This is a genomic window from Rhodoferax aquaticus (assembly GCF_006974105.1).
GTDB lineage: Bacteria > Pseudomonadota > Gammaproteobacteria > Burkholderiales > Burkholderiaceae_C > Allorhodoferax > Allorhodoferax aquaticus_A.
The window spans coordinates 3,947,609-3,966,711 of sequence record NZ_CP036282.1 but is presented as its reverse complement, the minus strand read 5'-3'; the positions used below and the strand labels follow the sequence as shown (position 1 = coordinate 3,966,711).

Here is a 19,103-nt window from a genome sequence, read left to right as displayed (position 1 = left end):
TGGAGCCAACATGAGTGCTGTTCTTACACCTAACGTCGATTACGTCATTGCTGACCTTTCTCTTGCCGCCTGGGGCCGCAAAGAGTTGCGTATCGCTGAAACTGAAATGCCCGGCCTGATGGCCATTCGCGAAGAGTTCGCCAAGGCCCAGCCACTTAAAGGCGCTCGCATTACCGGCTCCTTGCACATGACCATCCAAACGGGCGTGTTGATGGAAACACTGCAAGCCTTGGGTGCCCAAATCCGTTGGGCATCGTGCAATATTTTCTCCACCCAAGACCACGCAGCGGCAGCGCTGGTGGAAGCCGGCACTCCCGTGTTTGCCTACAAAGGTGAAAACCTGACGGACTACTGGGATTACACCCACCGCATTTTCGACTTTGGACCCGCTGGCTCCGAAGGCGAAGGTCCCAACATGATCTTGGATGACGGTGGTGACGCAACCTTGCTCATGCACTTGGGCAAACGCGCTGAGAAAGACCAGTCCGTGTTGAACAACCCTGGCAGCGAAGAAGAGACCTGCTTGTTTGCTGCCATCAAGGCCAAGCTCGCGGTAGACCCCACCTGGTACAGCCGCAAGAGCGCGCACATCATCGGTGTGACCGAAGAAACCACTACGGGCGTGCACCGTTTGAAGGAAATGTCTGCTGCCGGCAGTCTGATGTTCCGTGCTATCAACGTGAACGACTCTGTGACCAAGAGCAAGTTCGACAACTTGTACGGTTGCCGTGAGTCTTTGGTGGACGGTATCAAGCGTGCCACAGACGTGATGATTGCAGGCAAGGTAGCGTGCGTGGCCGGTTACGGTGACGTCGGCAAGGGCTCGGCACAAGCTTTGCGTGCTCTGAGCGCGCAAGTGTGGGTCACCGAAATCGACCCTATCAACGCGCTGCAAGCCGCCATGGAAGGCTACAAGGTCGTGACCATGGAATACGCGGCTGACAAAGCCGACATTTTCGTGACCACCACTGGCAACAAGCGCGTGATCACCCATGACCACATGAAGGCCATGAAAGACCAAGCCATCGTGTGCAACATTGGCCACTTTGACAACGAGATTGACATCGCGTCCATCGAAAAATACGAGTGGGAAGAGATCAAACCCCAGGTGGACCATGTCATTTTCCCGGACGGCAAACGCATCATCCTGTTGGCAAAAGGCCGTTTGGTGAATCTGGGTTGCGGAACCGGTCACCCCAGCTTTGTGATGAGCAACAGCTTTTGCAACCAAACCATTGCCCAAATCGAGTTGTTCACACACAGCGATTTCTATGAGCAAGGTAAGGTCTACGTCTTGCCTAAGCACTTGGATGAAAAAGTGGCGCGCTTGCATTTGAAGAAGGTTGGCGCGATGTTGACGGAGTTGACTGACGAGCAAGCTAGCTACATCGGCGTGCCTAAGCAAGGCCCTTACAAGCCTGACACCTACCGTTACTAATGCGCGCTGATCAACTTCTGGTAGTACGCGGCTTGGCGAGCACTCGCTCCCAAGCCCAGCGTTTGATTGCCGATGGCGTGCAGTGGCGTAGAACTACGATCACTGGGGAGGAATGGAAGACCGTTGTCAAAAACGGTGATGAGATTCCAAATGATGCCCCTATCCAACTTTTGGACGACTCCGAAGCACGTTATGTGTCCCGCGGCGGCCTAAAGTTGGAGGCCGCGCTCAAGCATGTGGGACTGTCTGTCACAGGAATGGCCTGCTTGGACGTGGGGCAATCTACCGGAGGTTTTACCGACTGCCTGCTGCAGCACGGCGCAGCCAGCGTCGTGGGCGTCGATGTAGGTAGTGCGCAACTGCACCCTCAACTACGCGAAGATCCTCGGGTCTTGTGCGTAGAGGGTGTAAATGCGCGTTCATTAAATGCTACTGATTTGATAGCTGCTTACGCTGACAGTACGGGCGCTGATGGTCAGTTTGAGGAAGATGACTTCGAAGATTCGGAGTTTGATGAATCGACTGAGGCTTTGTCCCCAGATGCAGCGGCTACTTCACTTGCTGAATCTGAGTTTGCGCCGGCCTTTGACTTGCTTGTTGCTGATTTGTCGTTTATCTCTCAGACCTTGGTCTTGCCCGCAGCGGTTCCTTTTTTGAAGCCTGGTGGCTATCTCCTCACTTTAGTGAAACCTCAGTTTGAACTGCAGCCTGGCCAAGTAGGCAAGGGCGGCATTGTCAAAGACGCAGCGATGTACCCTCTGGTGGAGCAGCGCTTGCGAGACGCATGTGCGGCAGAAGGCCTGTTGGTGTCTGACTGGTTTGATTCCGCGATTGAGGGAGGCGATGGCAACCGGGAGTTTTTTATATACGCCCGCAAACCTGAATTGATGGGTGTTTGATTCCTAAGGTGTTTATGTCTGCAACGTCTCAATTACCTTTGAGCCTGGAGTTTTTTCCTCCGAAAACGCCCGAAGGGGCCGAGAAACTCAAGCAAGTGCGACAACAGCTCTATGTCCTAGCGCCAGAGTTTTGCTCGGTTACCTTTGGTGCCGGAGGATCGACTCAAGAGGGCACATTCGCTGCCGTTCGGGATATATTGGCCGAGGGGGTCAGTGCGGCTTCGCATTTTTCGTGCATTGGTGCCACCCGTGAAACGGTCCGTGCGCAGTTGACCATACTCAAGGCAATGGGGGTCAAACGCCTTGTCGCATTGCGAGGCGATTTACCCAGTGGCTACGGTGCAGGCGGCGAGTTTCACTACGCCAGTGACTTGGTCGCCTTTATTCGGACCGAAACGGGGGATGACTTCCACATTGAAGTGGCAGCCTACCCAGAGGTACATCCCCAAGCCAAATCGCCAGCAAGTGATTTACAGGCCTTTGCAAACAAGGTCAACGCCGGAGCGAACTCTGCAATCACCCAGTACTTTTACAACGCGGATGCTTACTTTCGATTTGTAGAAGAGGTCGATGCCTTGGGACTGAATGTTCCAGTGGTTCCAGGCATCATGCCCATCACCAGTTCTACGCAATTGATGCGATTTAGCGACGCATGCGGCGCGGAGATTCCGCGATGGATTCGGTTGCGACTTCAGAGTTTTGGTGATGATGTGGTGTCCATCAAGGCCTTTGGCTTGGACGTAGTCACAGACTTGTGTGAACAACTCCGCGCAGGTGGCGCGCCATCACTGCATTTTTACACCATGAACCAGAGTGCCTCGGTCTTGGCTTTGTGCCAACGACTGGGTTTGCACAGCAAGGCCTAGCTCGTTCTTCGCCAGACGCTGTGTTGTCGCTTTTGCGAGAACACAGCGGGTCCATTTACGGACCTTACGGCAGTGCAGCCTGTTATCCTGCTGAATCCAAGGTAAAGGTGGCGTGCTGGTCTTGCTTCAGAATGCTCACCATTTGGGGGAGCGCCGCCTTCAATCCTGCTTTGAGCGTGTGTGGTGGGTTGATGATAAACATGCCACTTGCAGGAAGTCCCGGGCGTACTACCTCACCTTCAGCATCTTGCAGTAGCTTGCTCGACTTCACAGTCAGGGTCGCGTGCAGCCATGGCTTGCCTGATTTAGTTGCCAAGGTCTTCAATTTACGAGGCAAATCATGCGCTTCGGGACGAGGGATGATGGGATACCAGACTGCATAGGTTCCCGTTGCAAACCTTTGCATAGAATCGGCCACCATGACGGCGACACGCCCATAGTCATTCTTGACCTCGTAGCTAGGATCGCACAAAAGTAACGCTCGGCGCGACGGCGGCGGAAGGAACTTCTTGACCGCTTCAAAACCATCTTCGCGCAACACCGCAACTTGGCGCCCCACTTCCAATTGCGCAATGTTTGCGCTAAGGGTCTTGGAGTCTGTTGGGTGCAGTTCAAAAAGCTTGAGCTTGTCGCGGTCTCGCAACTCTTGCTGGATGATGAATGGCGAACCAGGATAAATCTTCACTTGGTCCTTGCCATTGAACGAGGCCACCATGTCGACGTAGTCTTGGAGAAGCGGAGCAAGCGGTTCTGATAGTTTGGCATGCACCAACTTCACAAAGCCGTCTGCAGCCTCTGCGCTGGTTTGTGCATAGTCGCCGTCAAGGCGATAGAGTCCAGCGCCAGCGTGTGTGTCAAAAACGGTGAGGGGCGTGTCTTTTTGCGTTAAATGTCGCAACACAGCAAGTAGCACGGTGTGCTTGAGGACGTCGGCGTGATTCCCGGCGTGAAAGGCGTGACGGTAACTGAACATAGAGGTGGATGGTAACCCGTGCGAGCTCATTTGGGGTGGCCTGCTTGCATCTACTAGCGCGTCACGCGCCAAAAAACCTAGTCAAAACGTAGCTTAGTTTGTATAATCGTGGGCTTCGCAGCGCTTTAGTGGTTCCGCGGCGAAGACATTCTTTGCATCGTTTCGGCTATGTAAGGCGTGAAACCCACCTAAGAGATTCCCAATAGAGGAGCGCCGACCGTGGAAAAGAGCCCAGCAAACCTTCTTTTTAAAGAGAAAACTCATGTCAACTTTCAGCGCAAAACCCGCTGAGGTCGTGCACGAGTGGTTTGTGATTGACGCGACCGATAAGGTCCTCGGACGAGTAGCCAGCGAAGTTGCTCTCCGTTTGCGCGGCAAACACAAGGCCATTTACACGCCTCACGTAGATACTGGTGACTTCATTGTCATCATCAACGCAGCTCAGCTGCGCGTTACCGGTGCCAAAACACTGGATAAGGTCTACTACCGCCATTCCGGTTATCCCGGTGGCATCACAGCCACAAGTTTCCGCGACATGCAAGCGAAGCATCCTGGTCGTGCTTTGGAAAAAGCCGTCAAGGGCATGTTGCCAAAGGGTCCTTTGGGTTATGCCATGATCAAGAAGTTGAAGGTGTACGGTGGTGCTGAGCATCCCCATGCAGCCCAACAACCTAAGGTTTTGGATATCCCCGGTATTTCTGCTAACGCAGTGAAAAGAGAGGCGGCCCAATGATCGGTGAATGGAACAATGGAACCGGCCGTCGCAAATCCAGCGTCGCTCGCGTTTTCCTGAAAAAGGGCTCCGGCCAAATCGTCGTTAACGGTAAAGCTATTGAAAAATTCTTTGGCCGTGCCACTTCGATCATGATCTGCAAGCAACCTTTGCAGTTGACCAACCACGCTGAAACGTTTGACATCATGGTCAACGTGGCTGGCGGTGGTGAGTCGGGTCAAGCAGGTGCAGTGCGCCACGGCATTACCCGTGCTTTGATCGACTACGATGCAACTCTGAAATCTGAGTTGAGCAAAGCAGGGTTTGTGACCCGTGATGCTCGTGAAGTGGAGCGTAAGAAAGTCGGCTTCCACGGCGCGCGTCGTCGTAAGCAGTTCAGCAAGCGTTAATCGCTGCTTGGAACAATTCAAAGCCGCCCCGACGTTGTTTGGGGCGGCTTTGTTTTTGGAGAAACACCTATGCGTTTTCGCCTATTGAGGCGCAGATTAACGATTAGTGCGCCGAGAATGTCTGTGCGCAGCGCTATGCCATGGCCGTTTCGCTGGGCGGTTTGGGCTATCGTGATGGGTTTCTGTGCAGCCATTGGGCTGTGGGCCTTTGAGTTCGGGAAAAACATCGCCGGGCTTGAAAAAGGTTCCCGCGCGGAACTCTTAGCCTTGAGGGAACAAGTGCTGGATCTACAAGCTGCATTGAGCGTTGCTGAAAAAGCGCGTGACCAAGCGCAGTCCATCGCCAATACGGCGGGCACTTTGGTAACAGCAGAAAAGTCTTCCCAAGAGCGGCTTGTGGCGCAAGTCAAGCAGCTTGAAGCCGACAATCGGGCGCTACGTGGAGACCTCGGTTTCTTTGAAAAGTTAATTCCTGTAACTGGTGTTGATGGGGTGTCAATACGGGGGTTGCAGGCGGAATTGATTGGCGGTAGCACGGTAAAATGGCAGGTGCTTGTGATTCAAGCCAATAAAAACGCACCAGAATTCGGCGGCCGAATGGATGTATCATTTTCCGGACTTTTGAACGGAAAGCCTTGGAGCGCTTCGTTGGTAGATGGGCCTCAAGCCATAAAAATTAGGCAGTATGGCCGTGCAGAAGGGCAATTCGAATTGCCACCCCAGGTCATCTTAAAGGGGGTCACCGCGAAGTTGATGGATGGTGCCACTGTGCGTGCCACCCAATCCATCAAATTGTAACTATCTAGACTGAGGTACGTGATGTTTAACATGAAGAAGCAACCCCCTATCAAAAGCTTGATAGCGGATGGAAGCCTGATCCAGGGCAATGTATCGTTTTCGGATGGATTGCGTATTGATGGCCAAGTCGTGGGCAATGTACGTGCCAAAGATGATGTGGCCAGCATCTTGGTCATCTCTGAAACAGCCAGTGTGCAAGGTGAGATCATTGCGGACCACATTATCATCAACGGCTCCGTCAAAGGACCAGTCACTGCCCGCATGCTGCTTGAGCTGCAACCTAAGGCGCGGATCGAAGGTGACGTTGACTATTCGGCACTTGAAATGCATCCAGGCGCCTTGATTACGGGTCAACTGCGTCCTATCTTGGAAGGCGAAGAAAAGCCCACACTCAAGTTGGCGGCAAATAACCAGTAAATGTATACCTGAGGGATTTGCTGTACTATTCCCCCAATTCCCTAAATTGACTGGAGCCACCGATGAGTGCCGTTGCTGAATCCCCCGTTGTTGAAATGCCTTCGCCTATTTTGTTCACTGACAGTGCTGCGGCTAAAGTGGCAGACCTGATTGCAGAAGAAGGCAACCCTGATCTGAAATTGCGTGTGTTTGTGCAAGGTGGCGGTTGCTCTGGCTTTCAGTACGGCTTTACCTTCGACGAAATCACCAACGAAGACGACACCACGATGACCAAGAATGGGGTTTCGCTCTTGATCGACGCGATGAGCTACCAATACCTGACTGGAGCTGAAATTGACTACAAGGAAGACTTGCAAGGCGCGCAGTTCGTGATTAAGAACCCCAATGCAACCACGACGTGTGGCTGCGGTTCTTCTTTTTCTGCTTAAGTCAGGCTTGCAGCCCCCTGTCAGCGTCTTTAGGGCGTTTTAGGCGGGGTAAATCGCACCAAGAATACGGGCGCCTCTGGCGCCCGTAACGCTTTCTAAACTAGCAGTTTTTCGTACCATGGCTTGCCGAGCCAGCCAAGCGAACGCTGTAGCCTCCACTTGCAACGGAGGTAAGCCATGCAGGGCAGTCGAGTTAACCGTGTAATTGGGCAGTGCCACTTGGAGTCGCTGCATCAAATAGCCATTGAGTGCACCACCGCCGCACACCAAGACTTGCGAGGGCTGCTCGGGACATGCATCCAGACATCGGGCGCATCCAAGCGCTGTCAGTTCGGTCAATGTCGCTTGTACATCGACGGGCAAACATGGCCCACACTCCGCCAATTTGTGTTGAAGCCATGACCAATTGAACAGATCTCTCCCCGTGCTCTTGGGTGGGCGCAGGGCAAAAAAAGGTTCTGTCAGCATGGATGCGAGGAGCGCATCATTAATGCTTCCAAATGCTGCCCACGCGCCGTTGTCGTCAAAAGCCGCACCAGTGTGCTGCGTACACCACGCATCCATCAGCGCATTACCTGGACCACAATCGTATCCACGCAAACCGTCAGCAGCGAAGGGGCGTTGAATGTGCGTGATGTTAGCGATTCCCCCAATGTTGAGCACCGCAGCAACCTGGCCAGAACCGCCAAAGAAAGACTGGTGAAAGGGGGGCACCAAGGGGGCACCCTGTCCGCCAGCAGCCACATCGCGGCTGCGAAAGTCAGCGACCACATCAATGCCACATAACTCGGCCAAAAGTGACGGGTTGTTGACTTGGAGCGTATAACCCGTGCCGTCAAACTCAGTCGGCCTATGGCGTACTGTTTGCCCATGCGCACCGATGGCGGCTACTTGATCTGATGTACGGCCACTTTGCAAAAGCAAATCGTTGACGACTCGAGCGTACAAACGAACCAGCGCGTTCCCAGCCAAAGCTGCGCGATGGAGCTCGTTGTTCCCTGCGGTGTTGAGCGCCAAGAACTCAGCCTTCAGATCCACAGGAAACGGCAAGCTCGCGTGGGTGACTGCCGAAGGCTGCATACCTGAGAAATCAACCAAAACACCATCCACCCCGTCTAAGGAGGTGCCTGACATTAGTCCTACGTATAGATCGGACAAGCGGTACGTCCTATACCTGATTCAGCCCTGCGCTATTCAGCACTGGCTGTTTGCATATAGAGCGCGGCCTCCAACTGGTGGCGCACAGACGCCGCAGCTTTATCAAAAAGAGGTCTCACGGATGCGCTGATCGGTACAGCCACGTTATTGCCAACGGCCAGTAAAGGATCTTGGTGGACACCATTGACCCGAAATTCAAAATGCAAATGGGGCCCCGTAGCCCAACCGGTGGCACCGACTGCGCCGATGTGCTGGGCTTGCGATACGCTTTGGCCGCGTTGCACATCAATCCTACTTAAATGCGCGTACACGGTCGTAGTGTTGTTGGCGTGCTTGACGAACACTACGTTGCCAAAGCCGTTTTGCACACCTGCAAATTCAACGATACCGTCCGCCACCGTGCGCACTGGGGTACCCGTTGCTGCCGCGTAGTCCACGCCCAAATGGGCTCGCCAAGTTTGCAGAATCGGGTGAAACCGCATTTTGAAACCACTTGACACACGCGAAAACTCCATGGGCGACGCCAAGAATGTTTTGCGCAGGCTGTCACCCGCCAAGGTAAAGTAGCCGCCTTTGGTCAAGTTGTGGGTGGCGGCGCTATCCGTAACGGTACCGACCGCAGCGGGCTCTTGGAACCACATGGCTTGGTGGGTTTTACCGTTGTTGACGAACTCAGCACTGAGTACGCGACCGGCACGCAAAGGCTCACCATCCCCTTCCAGCGACTCGTACACCACGGAAAAGCGATCACCCTTGCGCAAGGCGCGGTGAAAGTCGATGTCCCCGGAAAAAATCTCTGCCAGCTGAATAGCCACTGCATCGGGAATGCTGGCGTCGTCGGTAGCTGCAAACAAAGAGCTTGCAATCGTTCCACTCGCTAGGCGGGAAGAAGCCGCCATGGGCAAGGTTTCCAAGCGAGAAACAAAACCTTCAGGCAGTTTTTCTATGGAAAGGCGTTTGAACATGCCGTCGTCTTCAGGACTCCAGCGAGCGGTCAGGCGCAGCAGTCCATTGGCATCCGTTGTTTCAGCGGTAATGTTGCGGCCCGCGCGACCCAGCACCAATTGCTGCATCAATTTGTCGTTGCGTAAAAACTCCGCGGCTTTGGTGTCAAACACCCCTAGGCGCTTAAGTAAAACGTCCGCCGTATCGGTTGAGCGCGTGAGGTCTGAGCGGTAGAGCCGCATGGCCAAATTCGTGACATCCTCGGTGGCCGCACTCACAGGCGGCAACGTAAGGTTCTCGACCACCGTGCGGACGGGCATATCAGCGGGGTCTGGCACCAGTTGCGACACAGCGTAGCTTCCGCCAGCACCCACCAAAAGGCTGACACCGATGGCTGAAACAATACGCTTGGGATAGCGCTTGGCAAGATACGCCGAATACGCCCACAGCTGTGCGGCTGCTTGGGTAAATCCGTCAATCAAAATAGGAGCTCCGTTGGGTTGAGAGCGGCATCCAACATGCATCGCCCCAAACTGCGCTCAATGCCCGACTAAAATTCAGTTAAGGCATATAGAAGACCGCAGGAGAGATCTCGCAGTATATATGCCAAGTACCCCCAGGCATCAAGAAAAACCCTTATGAATCAAGCCTCAAGCCCCCAGTTAGTTGTAAGTGATCGTGTGCGCGAGGCCCTTGCGGTCACCCTGCGTGGCGTTGAAGAACTGCTCCCGCAAGACGAATGGGTGAAAAAGCTCGCCAAGTCCGAGGCCACAGGCAAGCCGCTGCGCATCAAGCTGGGACTGGATCCGACCGCGCCTGATATTCATATCGGTCACACCGTGGTGCTGAACAAGATGCGTCAGTTGCAGGACTTGGGGCACACCGTCATCTTTTTGATCGGCGACTTCACCAGCATGATCGGTGACCCCTCCGGCCGCAACAGCACCCGCCCGCCCCTTACGGCTGAGCAGATCAAGGTGAACGCCGAGACCTACTACCGCCAGGCCAGCCTGGTGCTGGACCCCGCCAAAACCGAGATCCGCTACAACAGCGAGTGGAGCGACCCGCTGGGCGCGCGCGGCATGATCCAGCTGGCCAGCCGCTACACCGTGGCTCGCATGATGGAGCGCAACGACTTCCACGACCGCTTCCACGCAGGCACCCCGATTGCGGTGCACGAATTCCTCTACCCGCTGATGCAAGGCTATGACTCCGTGGCGCTGGAAAGCGACCTGGAGCTGGGCGGTACCGACCAGAAGTTCAACCTGCTCATGGGCCGCACCCTGCAGGCCGAATACGGCCAGGAGCCCCAGTGCATCTTGACCATGCCGCTGCTCGAAGGGCTGGACGGCGTCGAGAAGATGTCCAAGAGCAAGAACAACTACATCGGCATCTCGGAAGAGCCCAACACCATGTTCGCCAAGGTGCTGTCTATCTCCGATGTGCTGATGTGGAAGTGGTACACCTTGCTCAGCTTCAAGAGCGAGGCAGACATCGCCGCGCTCAAGGCCGAAGTTGAAGGTGGGCGCAACCCCAAAGACGCCAAGGTGGCACTCGCCAAGGAAATCACCGCGCGCTTCCACAGCGCTGCTGCGGCCGATGCGGCAGAGCAGGACTTCATCAACCGCAGCAAAGGTGGCATCCCGGACCAGATCGACGAAATCACCTTGCCCTTGGGCGAAGGTGGTGCAGCGGTGGGTATTGCCGCGCTGCTGAAGTCTGCGAACCTGGCCGCCTCCAGCGGTGAAGGCAACCGACTGATTGACGGTGGCGGCGTGCGGGTGGACAGCAATGTGGTGAGCGACAAGGGCTTAAAGCTGGGCGCTGGCACCTACGTGCTGCAAGTGGGCAAGCGCAAATTTGCCCGCGTGACCCTGGCCTGAAGCCGGATTTAGCGCTTCTCCAGCAAGCGCACCATCTCTGGGTAGCCATAGCTGCGCGCCAGGTCCAGCGGCGTTTTGCCGTGGCGGTCGGTGAGCTGCAAGTTAGCGCCTGCTTCCACCAGAGCCCTCAAGGTGGCTTGGTGACGGGCGCCGCCGTTGCCCAGCACGATGGATTCAATGGTCGCAGTCCAGTGCAGGTTGTTCACATGATCTAGCGGGGCGCCGGCTGCAATCAGCTGGCGCACCACACCGTCATGGCCCAAGTGGGCGGCCGCAATCAGCGCTGTGCCCTCAAAACGGCTGGTCACCAACTTGGCGCTTGCGCCCAGGCTCAGCAGGGTGCGCAAGGTTTCTTCGTCATCGGCCACCGCCGCGATGGTGACGGCGTCATACCGGTCATTTTCCAAGGCACCGGTGTCAGCGCCCGCTTGTATCAAGGTGCGTACCGCCGCGCGCTGTTTGGCAAAGGTGGCCACATGCAGGGGCGTGCGGCCATAGGCATCGCGCGGGTTGATGTCGGCTTTGGCGCTCAGCAGCTGCGTAAGGGCCGCCACATCGCCCCGCGCCGCCGCAGCGTGTAGGCCACGGTAAGCCGCAATCTCAGCGGCCGTGGGCGCCACCTGCGCCTGAGACAGCGGCAGCCATGTCACACCCGCCACTAGCAGGGCGAATGGAAGGGTCCGGGCAAGCCGGGTGCTACCGGGGGTTGACATGGTGCTTTACCTTCCAAATGCTGCAAAAACAGGAGCTTCTAGCGCAATATCCACGGGCGGTAGAGGCCAATTTACTTCAAAGAATCTTTGACTTTGTCCAGCGCGACCATGGCGCACTGCTCGTCCAAGTGGCCGCCGGGTGCGCCGCCTACGCCTACTGCACCGATGACTTCGTTACCCACCTTCACCGGCACACCGCCACCCACCAGCAAGAAACCGGGGATGTAGACCAAATTAGCCGCAGCCGGGTTCTTTTGGGCGCCTTCCATCATGGCCAGGGTGGTGTTTTTGGCGGACGCCGAGGTAAAGGCTTTTTCCTGGCTGGCGGCCAGGGTGTGCGGGCCGGCATTGTCAGCACGTTGTACAGCGCGCACGCTGCCGGCGCGGTCCACCACGGTCGCGGTCACGGCATAGCCGTTGGCGGAGCAGGCGGCCACGGTAGCAGTAGCGATCTGGTTGGCCAGTTCCAGCGACATATTGCGCTCGGTGCGCACGGCTTGAGCGCTGGCTGCGGTGGCAACGGTGGAAAGAATCAAAGCGAGGAGGTGGGAAGTACGCATGAAATGCTCCGGAAATTGAGGGGTACAAGCGGTTCGATCAACCGTGCAGCTACTGTAAAAATCCGGGGCCGATTTGCCCATGCGTACCGCTACTCCCGTGCCTCCGTAGAACTACGGAGCGCCCCGAGCATTACGCGGCGGTGTCTTCGTCCACCAGGGCGGCGTACTGGCGCACCAGTTGGGCCAAAGCGTCAATTTCCAGCTTGGCGAACAGGTTGGCGCGGTGGGTTTCTATGGTGCGGGGCGACACGTTGAGTGCGCGGCCGATTTCCTTGTTGGTCAGCCCGGACACGATCAGGCCCAGCACCTCGCGCTCGCGCTCAGACAGTTGCGCATAGCGCTGGCGCGTGACGCGGTCGGCCTGGTTGCGTTGGCGGGACTGCACATGCTGGCGCACCGAGGTTTGCAGGGCTTCAAGCAGGCGCTCGTCGTCTACCGGCTTTTCCAGGAACTCGGCAGCACCGGACTTGAAGGCGCGCCGGCACATGTCGATGGTGCCGTGCCCGGTGAGCATGATGACGGGCTGGTCCACCTTTTGTTCCTTCAGCATGTCCAGCACCGTGAGCCCGCTGATGCCGGGCATACGCACATCGAGCACGATGGCGCCGATGCTTTCCCGGTCAAAGGTTTTAAGGAACGTCTGCGGATCGGCCCATGGCTGCACGCGCAAACCTACGGTGCTGATCAGCAAGGCCAGGCTGCTGCGCACGGCTTCGTCATCGTCGATCAGGTGGATCAGGGGAGAAAGCGGTGCGGTCATGGGGCGGGCGTTGCGAGAGGCATCTGCAGGGTGAACTCAGCGCCTTGGTTGGGCAGATTGGCAGCGCTCAAATGCGCGCCCATGCCCTGCGCCAAAGATTCGCACAGGCTTAAGCCCAGACCGAGGCCGCCTTCGCGTGTGGAAAAGAAGGGCTCAAACACCTTGCCCAGTGCGTCTGGCGGGATGCCGGGCCCGGTGTCCTGCACTCTCAGCACACCGTGGGTGGCGGTGTGGCTGAGCACCAGTTGCAGGGCACGCTGCTGCAGCGGTACCTGCTCCATGGCTTGGAGCGCGTTGGTCAGCAGGTTATGGATGATTTGCTCCAGCGCCACCGGGTCGGCCTGCACTTCAAAGGGAGTGCCGTCCACGGTCAAGGTGGGTGTGCAACGGCTGCGCTGCAGCTCGGGCTCCAGCAGGTAAAGCGCGTGTTGGCAGGCCGCGTGCAGGTCCACGCTTTGCACCGCTGCGGCGCTGCCCGGACGCTCCACCGTGCGGCGCAGGCGCCCCACCACATCAGATGCCCTGCGCGCTTGCTGCACCGCCATCTGCATGGCGCTGCGGGCGGCGGTCAGGTCAGGCTCGGCATCATCCAGCAGACGGCTGGCGGCCTGGGTGTTGGCCAGAATGGCGGTGAGTGGCTGGTTGATTTCGTGGGCCATGCCGGCGGCCAGTTCGCCCAAGGTGTTGAGCCGTGTGCGCTGGCCCACGCGTTGGCGTTCTTCTTCGCGGCGTTGCTGGGTGCGTTGCTGTACCAGCATCCGGCCTCGGAGCAAGGCGAGTGCAATGGTGCCGGCGCTGATCAGCATGTACGTCCATGGCAACGCGGACCACGGCACATGCAGGCGGGACACCACTTCAAAAGGCTGGCTCTCCGCCGCCAGCACTTTGCGCGCTTCAAAGGTCCAGCCCGCATCCCCCATGGCAAACGGGCGACCGGCTTGCACGGTGTAGGTCTTGGCGCCCAGATCGAGGCGCACTTGCACCGGGCTGGTGTCCGGCTTCATGGGCCATTCCGCCCACGGCACCATGTTGCGCAGGGCAATGGTCAGGGCATAGCTGTCTGGCTGCGCGGCCAGCACCAACTGGTAAGTGCCTTTTTGCAGGTCCACATCGGCCAGTACTGCGCGCTTGAGGCGCAGGGACTCAGCTTCCGCGTTGGCGAGTTCGGGCGAGGGCCAGGTTTCATTTGCGCCCCGGTGGGCGGCAGCCGCAATCTGGCCATACAGCGCGGGCAGGCGTTGCTCAGGACGATCAGCCGCATTGCCGCCGTGCAGCAGCGCCAGCGTGGCCAGAATGGCATCGTGTTGCACCACCTGCTGGCTGAGCAAGCGGTGCACGATGCGGGCGTTGGTGTCGAACACGTCCTGCTGACGCGTCAGCTCGCCGCGCGCGATATACATACCGCTCAACAGCGACAGCGCGGCCCAGGCCAGCAGCCACAATCGAAGGCGTTGGAGGTGTGCAAACATGATGATTCATTGTGGCACAGGGGTGCGCGGCACAATGGCCGCAGACAGTTTCGAGAGGTACACGGGATGATGGCTTTGGTACAGCGCGTTCGCCGCGCGCAGGTGGTGGTGGACGGCGCTACGGTCGGCAAGATTGAGCAGGGCCTGCTGGTGCTGGTGTGCGCCGAGCAGGGTGACACCGAGGCGCAGGGCGACAAGCTGCTGGCCAAGTTGCTCAAGCTGCGCATCTTTAGTGATGCTGAAGGCAAGATGAACCGCAGCGTGCAAGACCTAGACGGTGCGGGCCAGCACGGCGGCCTGCTCATTGTGAGCCAATTCACCCTGGCCGCTGACACCTCGGGCGGCAACCGGCCCAGCTTCAAGGCGGCTGCTGCGCCCGATGAGGGTCGGCGTTTGTACGACTACTTTGTGGCCCAAGCCCGCACAGTGCACCCCATCGTGCAGACCGGCATATTTGCGGCGGACATGCAGGTGGAGCTGGTCAATGACGGGCCGGTGACGATCCCTATGCGGGTGGCACCTGTTGTTTAGTTGCTATTTATTTGATAGCTTCTTGCGCTGATTCCATGGGCGATAGGGGCTGAAATAGCTCAAAAGTTTGCTGGCGCACGCCCGCGCCGGGCTGCAAGCACCTGCCGCCGTTCGTGTCCCCCGGCCTGCGGCCTCCTCCTTGACCTCACTTTGGCAGGCACCTGCAACCCGGTGCTTAAGAGGTAGGGAGGCGAAATGCAACCGCGATGGATTGTCAGTGGTTGTGCTTCTTGCAAGTCTATAGTTCATCAACTTCTGACCTCTATTCCAACGCCATGTACGACCCCATCAAAGACGGCATCGATAAAGCCTCTGGACACGTTCGGTACGCTGTGGACCGACCGGCAGAGGAGCTGTCGGGGCTGGTGCATTGCTACTGGGAGCTGAAGACCGAGCGCGTGCTGGCTGAGGACTTTCTGCTTCACGCCATGCCGGACGCCTGCGTGAACATTTTGTTTAACCAGATGGACACCGAGATTGCAGGTGTCACCGCTTTGCGGACGACCTACGAGGTGCTCAATCTGGGGAAGTCATTTCACTACGTCGGCATCCAACTGTTGCCCGGTGTGTGGCAGGGCGACCCGCAGGAAATTGCGCATCAGTTTGTAGGCACGGCGTATGCCGGAGACCTGCCGCTGGTATCCACCAGCCGCGAAATGGCAACGCTCGACTTTTTGGCCAAGCAAGAACACATGGCTAAATTAGTGCGGTGGTTTGTCAACGCCGGTCTGGTGGTGAGCTGCCCGGTGATCGAAAAAATCTTGGCGCAACTGGATGACATTCGCACCGTGGCCGATATGGCTGCTGTCGCCTGCCTGTCTGCGCGCCAGTTGCAGCGAACCCTCAAGCAAACCACAGGCTTTTCTCCGCACGATCTGCTCAAGGTCTTGCGCATCCAGCAATCCTTCAAGCGGCATTACCTGGATTTGTATGCGGACCAGTCGCACTACATCCATTCCTTCCGCAAAGTCACGGGCTACACCCCCGCAAAATTCACTGATAAGTTCGATGTCTGATTTACACAATACAGACCGTTGACGGCTACCTAGACTGAGCACTTCTTCATCAACAAAGGAGTGCCAAATGGCAAAGTCGAATGCAGTGGGCTGGTTTGATATCTATGTCAACGACATGAATCGTGCTGTCAGCTTTTATGAGAGCGTGTTGAAGCAAAAGTTGGAACCCATTGGGGACCCGACTGGGGAAACGCAGATGATGAGCTTTCCTACAGATATGTCCGTCTATGGGGCCGGCGGCGCATTGGTCAAGTCCAACTATGCGCGGCCGGGAGTGGGGGGCACATTGGTGTACTTGAGCGTTGAGGACTGTGCAGTGGAAGAGTCACGCGTCACCAGTGCAGGCGGCAAGGTGATCCGCCCCAAGTTTTCCATTGGCGAATTCGGTTGGGTTACCTTGCTTGAAGACACAGAGGGCAATATGGTGGGCCTGAGTTCTATGAAATAGACCTTGATTTGCCTGGCACCCGCAGTAGCAGTCGCCTAGGGTGTTTTGCGTAGGTAAAGGAGGAGCGCGAAGCGCGGGGGACACGGAGCAAAGCGCCTTAGGCGATTGCTCCTAAGTACTGCAAACCTGCCTAGAGTACATGGACTTCGAATCTGAGGCAGCGCCCTCAGTAAGGGCAACTAAATTCCAGCCCTGCGGTGTGCAGGGTTGCGTGGACAGGAATGTGGGCTCAGTGGTCCTTCACTGTAACCACCTTGTCATTCCTGCGTGGCTTGCCGGCGCGGCCGGCTTTGGACCAGTCGTAGGGTTGGCCGTCGGGGGTTTTGCCGTCGACTACGGCATCTACCCCTGGCTTGCCCACATGGTTGGGGTCTTCGGCCACCATGGTCACAAAGGCAAAGCCAGCGTCACGCTTTTCTTTGACCAGTTGCAGTGCTTGGGTGAGGCCGTCTTCGTCTTGCGACTGTGGTGCCCCATCATGGGTGGTCCAGTAAACCTTAAACATGGGTGTCCTTCCGGCGCTCAGTAGGGGTTGTTAAACCCGAGCCGGGCCATGATGTCGGACTCGCGCAGTTCCATCACTTCGGCGTCTTCGTCGAGCTCATGGTCCCAGCCTTGGGCGTGCAGGGTGCCGTGCACGATCATGTGCGCGTAGTGGGCTTCTAGGGTTTTCTTTTGCTCTTTGGCTTCTTGGGCGATGACGGGCGCGCACAACACCAGGTCGGCGGTGACTACGGGTTCTTGGGTGTAGTCAAAGGTCAGCACATTGGTGGCGTAGTCTTTTTGGCGGTAGTCGCGGTTCAAGGTTTGACCTTCTTCCGCGTCTACGATGCGCACGGTGATTTCGCCGTCAACTTCCAGCGCGTTGCGAATCCAGCGCTTGACTTTGTGGCGTGCCAGTGCGGCGCGGTGGAGTTCGGGGTTGGCGATCTTGCCAAATTGCAGAGAGAGGGTGAGTTCAGGCAGCATGGGGGACTCGGGCTAAAGGTGAAGCTTAGGCGCGCTTGGGCGCACGGGTTTTGGGCAGGCCCACGCGGGGCAGCTCGGGTTCTGGCTCGGGGATGGCTAAGGTGGGCAGGTCGTTCAGGCGGGCCGCGTCGTAAGCGTCCACAATGCGGGCGACCAAGGGGTGGCGCACGATGTCTAGGCTGGTCAGGCGTGTGATGGCAATACCGGGTGTGCGCTTCAAAATGCGCTCGGCCTCCACCAGCCCGCTGAGTTGGGCCTTGGGCAGGTCAATCTGGCTCACATCGCCCGTGATGACGGTTTTGGTGCCAAAGCCCACGCGGGTCAAAAACATCTTCATTTGCTCGGGCGTGGTGTTTTGCGCCTCGTCCAAAATCACAAATGCGTTGTTCAGCGTGCGCCCGCGCATAAAGGCCAGCGGCGCAATTTCTAACTGCTGGCGCTCAAATGCCTTGTGCACTTGCTCGTAGCCCATGAGGTCGTACAGCGCGTCGTACAGGGGGCGCAGGTAGGGGTCCACCTTTTGGTTCAAGTCGCCGGGCAAAAAGCCCAAGCGTTCGCCCGCTTCTACCGCAGGGCGGGTGAGCACGATCCGCTGCACAGAGCTGCGCTGTAAGGCATCGACCGCGGCAGCCACAGCCAAATAGGTCTTGCCAGTGCCTGCGGGGCCAATGCCAAAGGTGATGTCGAACTCGGCAATGTTGTCTAGGTACAGCGCTTGGTTGCTGCTGCGGGGCTTGAGGTCGGCGCGGCGGGTGGCGAGTGTGGGGCCGTTGGTGTCTGTGGGGGTACCGTCGCCGGCCAACATGAGTTGCACCGTGGCGGCGGGAATCGGCCGGGCTGCAATCTCATACAGGGCTTGCAGCATTTCCAGGGCGCGCTGGGCGCGGGCTTTAGGGCCTTCTACCTTGAACTGCTCATGGCGGTGGGCAATGTGCACCTCCAGCGCCAGCTCAATGGTGCGCAAATTGGCGTCGGTCGGGCCGCACAGGTGTGAGAGCCGTGTGTTGTTCAGCGGCGTAAAGGTGTGTCTGAGAATCACGTTGATAATTCCGGTCAGGGGGCCAAGGTGCCCCAATGATAGGCAACAAAGCCCCACCCCTCACTTTGGACACAGCATGATTGGCAAACTCACCGGACTCTTAAGCGACAAAAACCCGCCCCAAGTGATTGTGGATTGCGGTGGCGTGGGTTACGAGGTGCAAGTACCCATGAGCACTTTTTACAACCTGCCCGCCGAGGGGCAAAAAGTTACTTTGCTCACCCACTTTGTGGTGCGTGAGGATGCGCAAATTTTGTACGGCTTTGCCTCCGCCCAAGAGCGCGAGGCGTTTCGCGAACTGATCAAAATCTCTGGCGTGGGCCCGCGCACCGCGCTGTCTGTGCTCTCAGGCATGGGGGTGGCTGAGTTGTCGCAGGCTATTACCCTGCAAGAGGCCGGGCGCTTGATCAAAGTGCCAGGCATTGGCAAGAAAACGGCCGAGCGATTGCTCTTGGAGCTCAAAGGCAAGCTGGGTGCCGACATTGGGTTACCAATGGGCGCGGCCAACGACGCGCAGTCTGACATCTTGCAAGCGCTGCTGGCGCTAGGTTATAGCGACAAAGAGGCTGCGGCAGCTCTCAAATTGCTACCCGCAGAAGTGGGTGTGAGTGAAGGTATCAAACTCGCTTTGCGGGCTTTGGCCAAGTAAGTGCTTGGGCGGTCGCTTGGGC

The 19,103-nt window shown here is 57.5% G+C and carries 23 protein-coding genes; 13 read left to right on the top strand and 10 right to left on the bottom strand.

Annotation, left to right across the window (positions count from 1 at the left end):
- The first annotated feature begins 10 nt into the window (after positions 1 to 10).
- Genes ahcY through metF form a run of 3 tightly spaced genes read left to right on the top strand, consistent with a single transcriptional unit; the run spans position 11 to position 3,203 of the window.
- Positions 11 to 1,438: an adenosylhomocysteinase gene (ahcY, locus tag EXZ61_RS18380; RefSeq protein WP_142813169.1), complete on the top strand. Its 1,428-nt coding sequence runs from the start codon at positions 11 to 13 to the stop codon at positions 1,436 to 1,438.
- Positions 1,438 to 2,337, top strand: a complete 900-nt coding sequence (locus EXZ61_RS18375; RefSeq protein WP_142813167.1) for a TlyA family RNA methyltransferase — start codon at positions 1,438 to 1,440, stop codon at positions 2,335 to 2,337. The genes ahcY and EXZ61_RS18375 overlap by 1 nt, the downstream gene beginning before the upstream one ends.
- 14 nt (positions 2,338 to 2,351) lie before the next feature.
- Entirely contained in the window at positions 2,352 to 3,203 is an 852-nt protein-coding gene (metF, locus tag EXZ61_RS18370) for a methylenetetrahydrofolate reductase [NAD(P)H] (RefSeq protein WP_142813165.1), read from the top strand.
- Between the two features lie 82 nt (positions 3,204 to 3,285).
- Here the strand turns inward: metF and EXZ61_RS18365 are convergent, their stop codons facing one another.
- Complete coding sequence (locus EXZ61_RS18365; RefSeq protein WP_142813162.1) at positions 3,286 to 4,176, bottom strand: 23S rRNA (adenine(2030)-N(6))-methyltransferase RlmJ; 891 nt, start codon at positions 4,174 to 4,176, stop codon at positions 3,286 to 3,288.
- Positions 4,177 to 4,438: 262 nt separating this feature from the next.
- Here EXZ61_RS18365 and rplM point away from each other — a divergent pair, with 262 nt between their 5' ends.
- From rplM to erpA, 5 genes are all read left to right on the top strand, one after another.
- Positions 4,439 to 4,909 (top strand): 50S ribosomal protein L13, encoded by a 471-nt coding sequence (rplM, locus tag EXZ61_RS18360; RefSeq protein WP_142813160.1) that lies wholly within the window; start codon positions 4,439 to 4,441, stop codon positions 4,907 to 4,909.
- Positions 4,906 to 5,298, top strand: coding sequence for a 30S ribosomal protein S9 (rpsI, locus tag EXZ61_RS18355; protein WP_142813158.1), 393 nt, complete (start codon positions 4,906 to 4,908; stop codon positions 5,296 to 5,298). Before rplM ends, rpsI begins: the two co-directional genes overlap by 4 nt.
- A 135-nt stretch (positions 5,299 to 5,433) precedes the next feature.
- Positions 5,434 to 6,096, top strand: coding sequence for a DUF6776 family protein (locus EXZ61_RS18350; protein WP_342590558.1), 663 nt, complete (start codon positions 5,434 to 5,436; stop codon positions 6,094 to 6,096).
- 21 nt (positions 6,097 to 6,117) lie between these two features.
- On the top strand, positions 6,118 to 6,513 hold the full coding sequence (locus EXZ61_RS18345; protein WP_142813154.1) for a bactofilin family protein: 396 nt from the start codon (positions 6,118 to 6,120) through the stop codon (positions 6,511 to 6,513).
- 62 nt (positions 6,514 to 6,575) lie between these two features.
- Positions 6,576 to 6,941 (top strand): iron-sulfur cluster insertion protein ErpA, encoded by a 366-nt coding sequence (gene erpA / locus EXZ61_RS18340; RefSeq protein ID WP_142813152.1) that lies wholly within the window; start codon positions 6,576 to 6,578, stop codon positions 6,939 to 6,941.
- A gap of 39 nt (positions 6,942 to 6,980) precedes the next feature.
- Here the strand turns inward: erpA and EXZ61_RS18335 are convergent, their stop codons facing one another.
- Both EXZ61_RS18335 and EXZ61_RS18330 read right to left on the bottom strand, forming a co-directional pair.
- Positions 6,981 to 8,075 (bottom strand): anhydro-N-acetylmuramic acid kinase, encoded by a 1,095-nt coding sequence (locus EXZ61_RS18335; RefSeq protein WP_237219001.1) that lies wholly within the window; start codon positions 8,073 to 8,075, stop codon positions 6,981 to 6,983.
- 56 nt (positions 8,076 to 8,131) lie between these two features.
- A complete protein-coding gene (locus EXZ61_RS18330; RefSeq protein WP_425353589.1) occupies positions 8,132 to 9,526 on the bottom strand; it encodes a M23 family metallopeptidase in 1,395 nt (464 codons plus the stop codon).
- Positions 9,527 to 9,682: 156 nt separating this feature from the next.
- Between EXZ61_RS18330 and tyrS the strand changes: the two genes are divergently transcribed.
- Positions 9,683 to 10,927 (top strand): tyrosine--tRNA ligase, encoded by a 1,245-nt coding sequence (gene tyrS, locus EXZ61_RS18325; protein ID WP_142813146.1) that lies wholly within the window; start codon positions 9,683 to 9,685, stop codon positions 10,925 to 10,927.
- An 8-nt stretch (positions 10,928 to 10,935) separates the two neighbouring features.
- Here the strand turns inward: tyrS and EXZ61_RS18320 are convergent, their stop codons facing one another.
- The 4 genes from EXZ61_RS18320 to EXZ61_RS18305 all read right to left on the bottom strand — a co-directional run bounded on the left by EXZ61_RS18320 (position 10,936) and on the right by EXZ61_RS18305 (position 14,429).
- Positions 10,936 to 11,640, bottom strand: coding sequence for an ankyrin repeat domain-containing protein (locus tag EXZ61_RS18320; RefSeq protein ID WP_142813144.1), 705 nt, complete (start codon positions 11,638 to 11,640; stop codon positions 10,936 to 10,938).
- Between the two features lie 71 nt (positions 11,641 to 11,711).
- Positions 11,712 to 12,200, bottom strand: coding sequence for a GlcG/HbpS family heme-binding protein (locus EXZ61_RS18315; RefSeq protein WP_178084867.1), 489 nt, complete (start codon positions 12,198 to 12,200; stop codon positions 11,712 to 11,714).
- A 130-nt stretch (positions 12,201 to 12,330) separates the two neighbouring features.
- Positions 12,331 to 12,960 (bottom strand): response regulator transcription factor, encoded by a 630-nt coding sequence (locus EXZ61_RS18310; RefSeq protein WP_142813141.1) that lies wholly within the window; start codon positions 12,958 to 12,960, stop codon positions 12,331 to 12,333.
- The gene (locus tag EXZ61_RS18305) at positions 12,957 to 14,429 is read right to left on the bottom strand and encodes a sensor histidine kinase (protein WP_142813139.1); all 1,473 of its coding nucleotides are present in this window, start codon (positions 14,427 to 14,429) and stop codon (positions 12,957 to 12,959) included. The genes EXZ61_RS18310 and EXZ61_RS18305 overlap by 4 nt, the downstream gene beginning before the upstream one ends.
- A 66-nt stretch (positions 14,430 to 14,495) precedes the next feature.
- Here EXZ61_RS18305 and dtd point away from each other — a divergent pair, with 66 nt between their 5' ends.
- The 3 genes from dtd to EXZ61_RS18290 all read left to right on the top strand — a co-directional run bounded on the left by dtd (position 14,496) and on the right by EXZ61_RS18290 (position 16,424).
- Positions 14,496 to 14,960, top strand: coding sequence for a D-aminoacyl-tRNA deacylase (gene dtd / locus EXZ61_RS18300; RefSeq protein WP_142813137.1), 465 nt, complete (start codon positions 14,496 to 14,498; stop codon positions 14,958 to 14,960).
- 275 nt (positions 14,961 to 15,235) lie between these two features.
- Positions 15,236 to 15,976: a helix-turn-helix domain-containing protein gene (locus EXZ61_RS18295; RefSeq protein WP_142813134.1), complete on the top strand. Its 741-nt coding sequence runs from the start codon at positions 15,236 to 15,238 to the stop codon at positions 15,974 to 15,976.
- 67 nt (positions 15,977 to 16,043) lie between these two features.
- Complete coding sequence (locus EXZ61_RS18290; protein WP_142813132.1) at positions 16,044 to 16,424, top strand: VOC family protein; 381 nt, start codon at positions 16,044 to 16,046, stop codon at positions 16,422 to 16,424.
- Between the two features lie 229 nt (positions 16,425 to 16,653).
- Here the strand turns inward: EXZ61_RS18290 and EXZ61_RS18285 are convergent, their stop codons facing one another.
- From EXZ61_RS18285 to EXZ61_RS18275, 3 genes are read right to left on the bottom strand one after another with little or no spacing between them, the layout of a single operon-like run.
- Positions 16,654 to 16,929: a hypothetical protein gene (locus EXZ61_RS18285; RefSeq protein ID WP_142813130.1), complete on the bottom strand. Its 276-nt coding sequence runs from the start codon at positions 16,927 to 16,929 to the stop codon at positions 16,654 to 16,656.
- A 17-nt stretch (positions 16,930 to 16,946) separates the two neighbouring features.
- Positions 16,947 to 17,393 carry an rRNA maturation RNase YbeY gene (ybeY, locus tag EXZ61_RS18280; RefSeq protein ID WP_142813128.1) on the bottom strand — a complete coding sequence of 149 codons (447 nt, stop codon included), beginning with the start codon at positions 17,391 to 17,393 and terminating at the stop codon, positions 16,947 to 16,949.
- Positions 17,394 to 17,418: 25 nt separating this feature from the next.
- Positions 17,419 to 18,432, bottom strand: coding sequence for a PhoH family protein (locus tag EXZ61_RS18275; protein WP_142813126.1), 1,014 nt, complete (start codon positions 18,430 to 18,432; stop codon positions 17,419 to 17,421).
- 76 nt (positions 18,433 to 18,508) lie between these two features.
- Here EXZ61_RS18275 and ruvA point away from each other — a divergent pair, with 76 nt between their 5' ends.
- Positions 18,509 to 19,081, top strand: coding sequence for a Holliday junction branch migration protein RuvA (gene ruvA, locus EXZ61_RS18270; protein WP_142813124.1), 573 nt, complete (start codon positions 18,509 to 18,511; stop codon positions 19,079 to 19,081).
- Positions 19,082 to 19,103: the final 22 nt, after the last annotated feature.

What these genes read in the sequence shown, in the direction of transcription:
- ahcY (WP_142813169.1), top strand. Translation starts at nt 11, where the DNA reads ATGAGTGCTGTTCTTACACCTAACGTCGATTACGTCATTGCTGACCTT.
- EXZ61_RS18375 (WP_142813167.1), top strand. Translation starts at nt 1,438, where the DNA reads ATGCGCGCTGATCAACTTCTGGTAGTACGCGGCTTGGCGAGCACTCGC.
- metF (WP_142813165.1), top strand. Translation starts at nt 2,352, where the DNA reads ATGTCTGCAACGTCTCAATTACCTTTGAGCCTGGAGTTTTTTCCTCCG.
- EXZ61_RS18365 (WP_142813162.1), bottom strand. Translation starts at nt 4,176, where the DNA reads ATGTTCAGTTACCGTCACGCCTTTCACGCCGGGAATCACGCCGACGTC.
- rplM (WP_142813160.1), top strand. Translation starts at nt 4,439, where the DNA reads ATGTCAACTTTCAGCGCAAAACCCGCTGAGGTCGTGCACGAGTGGTTT.
- rpsI (WP_142813158.1), top strand. Translation starts at nt 4,906, where the DNA reads ATGATCGGTGAATGGAACAATGGAACCGGCCGTCGCAAATCCAGCGTC.
- EXZ61_RS18350 (WP_342590558.1), top strand. Translation starts at nt 5,434, where the DNA reads ATGCCATGGCCGTTTCGCTGGGCGGTTTGGGCTATCGTGATGGGTTTC.
- EXZ61_RS18345 (WP_142813154.1), top strand. Translation starts at nt 6,118, where the DNA reads ATGTTTAACATGAAGAAGCAACCCCCTATCAAAAGCTTGATAGCGGAT.
- erpA (WP_142813152.1), top strand. Translation starts at nt 6,576, where the DNA reads ATGAGTGCCGTTGCTGAATCCCCCGTTGTTGAAATGCCTTCGCCTATT.
- EXZ61_RS18335 (WP_237219001.1), bottom strand. Translation starts at nt 8,075, where the DNA reads ATGTCAGGCACCTCCTTAGACGGGGTGGATGGTGTTTTGGTTGATTTC.
- tyrS (WP_142813146.1), top strand. Translation starts at nt 9,683, where the DNA reads ATGAATCAAGCCTCAAGCCCCCAGTTAGTTGTAAGTGATCGTGTGCGC.
- EXZ61_RS18320 (WP_142813144.1), bottom strand. Translation starts at nt 11,640, where the DNA reads ATGTCAACCCCCGGTAGCACCCGGCTTGCCCGGACCCTTCCATTCGCC.
- EXZ61_RS18315 (WP_178084867.1), bottom strand. Translation starts at nt 12,200, where the DNA reads ATGCGTACTTCCCACCTCCTCGCTTTGATTCTTTCCACCGTTGCCACC.
- EXZ61_RS18310 (WP_142813141.1), bottom strand. Translation starts at nt 12,960, where the DNA reads ATGACCGCACCGCTTTCTCCCCTGATCCACCTGATCGACGATGACGAA.
- EXZ61_RS18305 (WP_142813139.1), bottom strand. Translation starts at nt 14,429, where the DNA reads ATGTTTGCACACCTCCAACGCCTTCGATTGTGGCTGCTGGCCTGGGCC.
- dtd (WP_142813137.1), top strand. Translation starts at nt 14,496, where the DNA reads ATGATGGCTTTGGTACAGCGCGTTCGCCGCGCGCAGGTGGTGGTGGAC.
- EXZ61_RS18295 (WP_142813134.1), top strand. Translation starts at nt 15,236, where the DNA reads ATGTACGACCCCATCAAAGACGGCATCGATAAAGCCTCTGGACACGTT.
- EXZ61_RS18290 (WP_142813132.1), top strand. Translation starts at nt 16,044, where the DNA reads ATGGCAAAGTCGAATGCAGTGGGCTGGTTTGATATCTATGTCAACGAC.
- EXZ61_RS18285 (WP_142813130.1), bottom strand. Translation starts at nt 16,929, where the DNA reads ATGTTTAAGGTTTACTGGACCACCCATGATGGGGCACCACAGTCGCAA.
- ybeY (WP_142813128.1), bottom strand. Translation starts at nt 17,393, where the DNA reads ATGCTGCCTGAACTCACCCTCTCTCTGCAATTTGGCAAGATCGCCAAC.
- ruvA (WP_142813124.1), top strand. Translation starts at nt 18,509, where the DNA reads ATGATTGGCAAACTCACCGGACTCTTAAGCGACAAAAACCCGCCCCAA.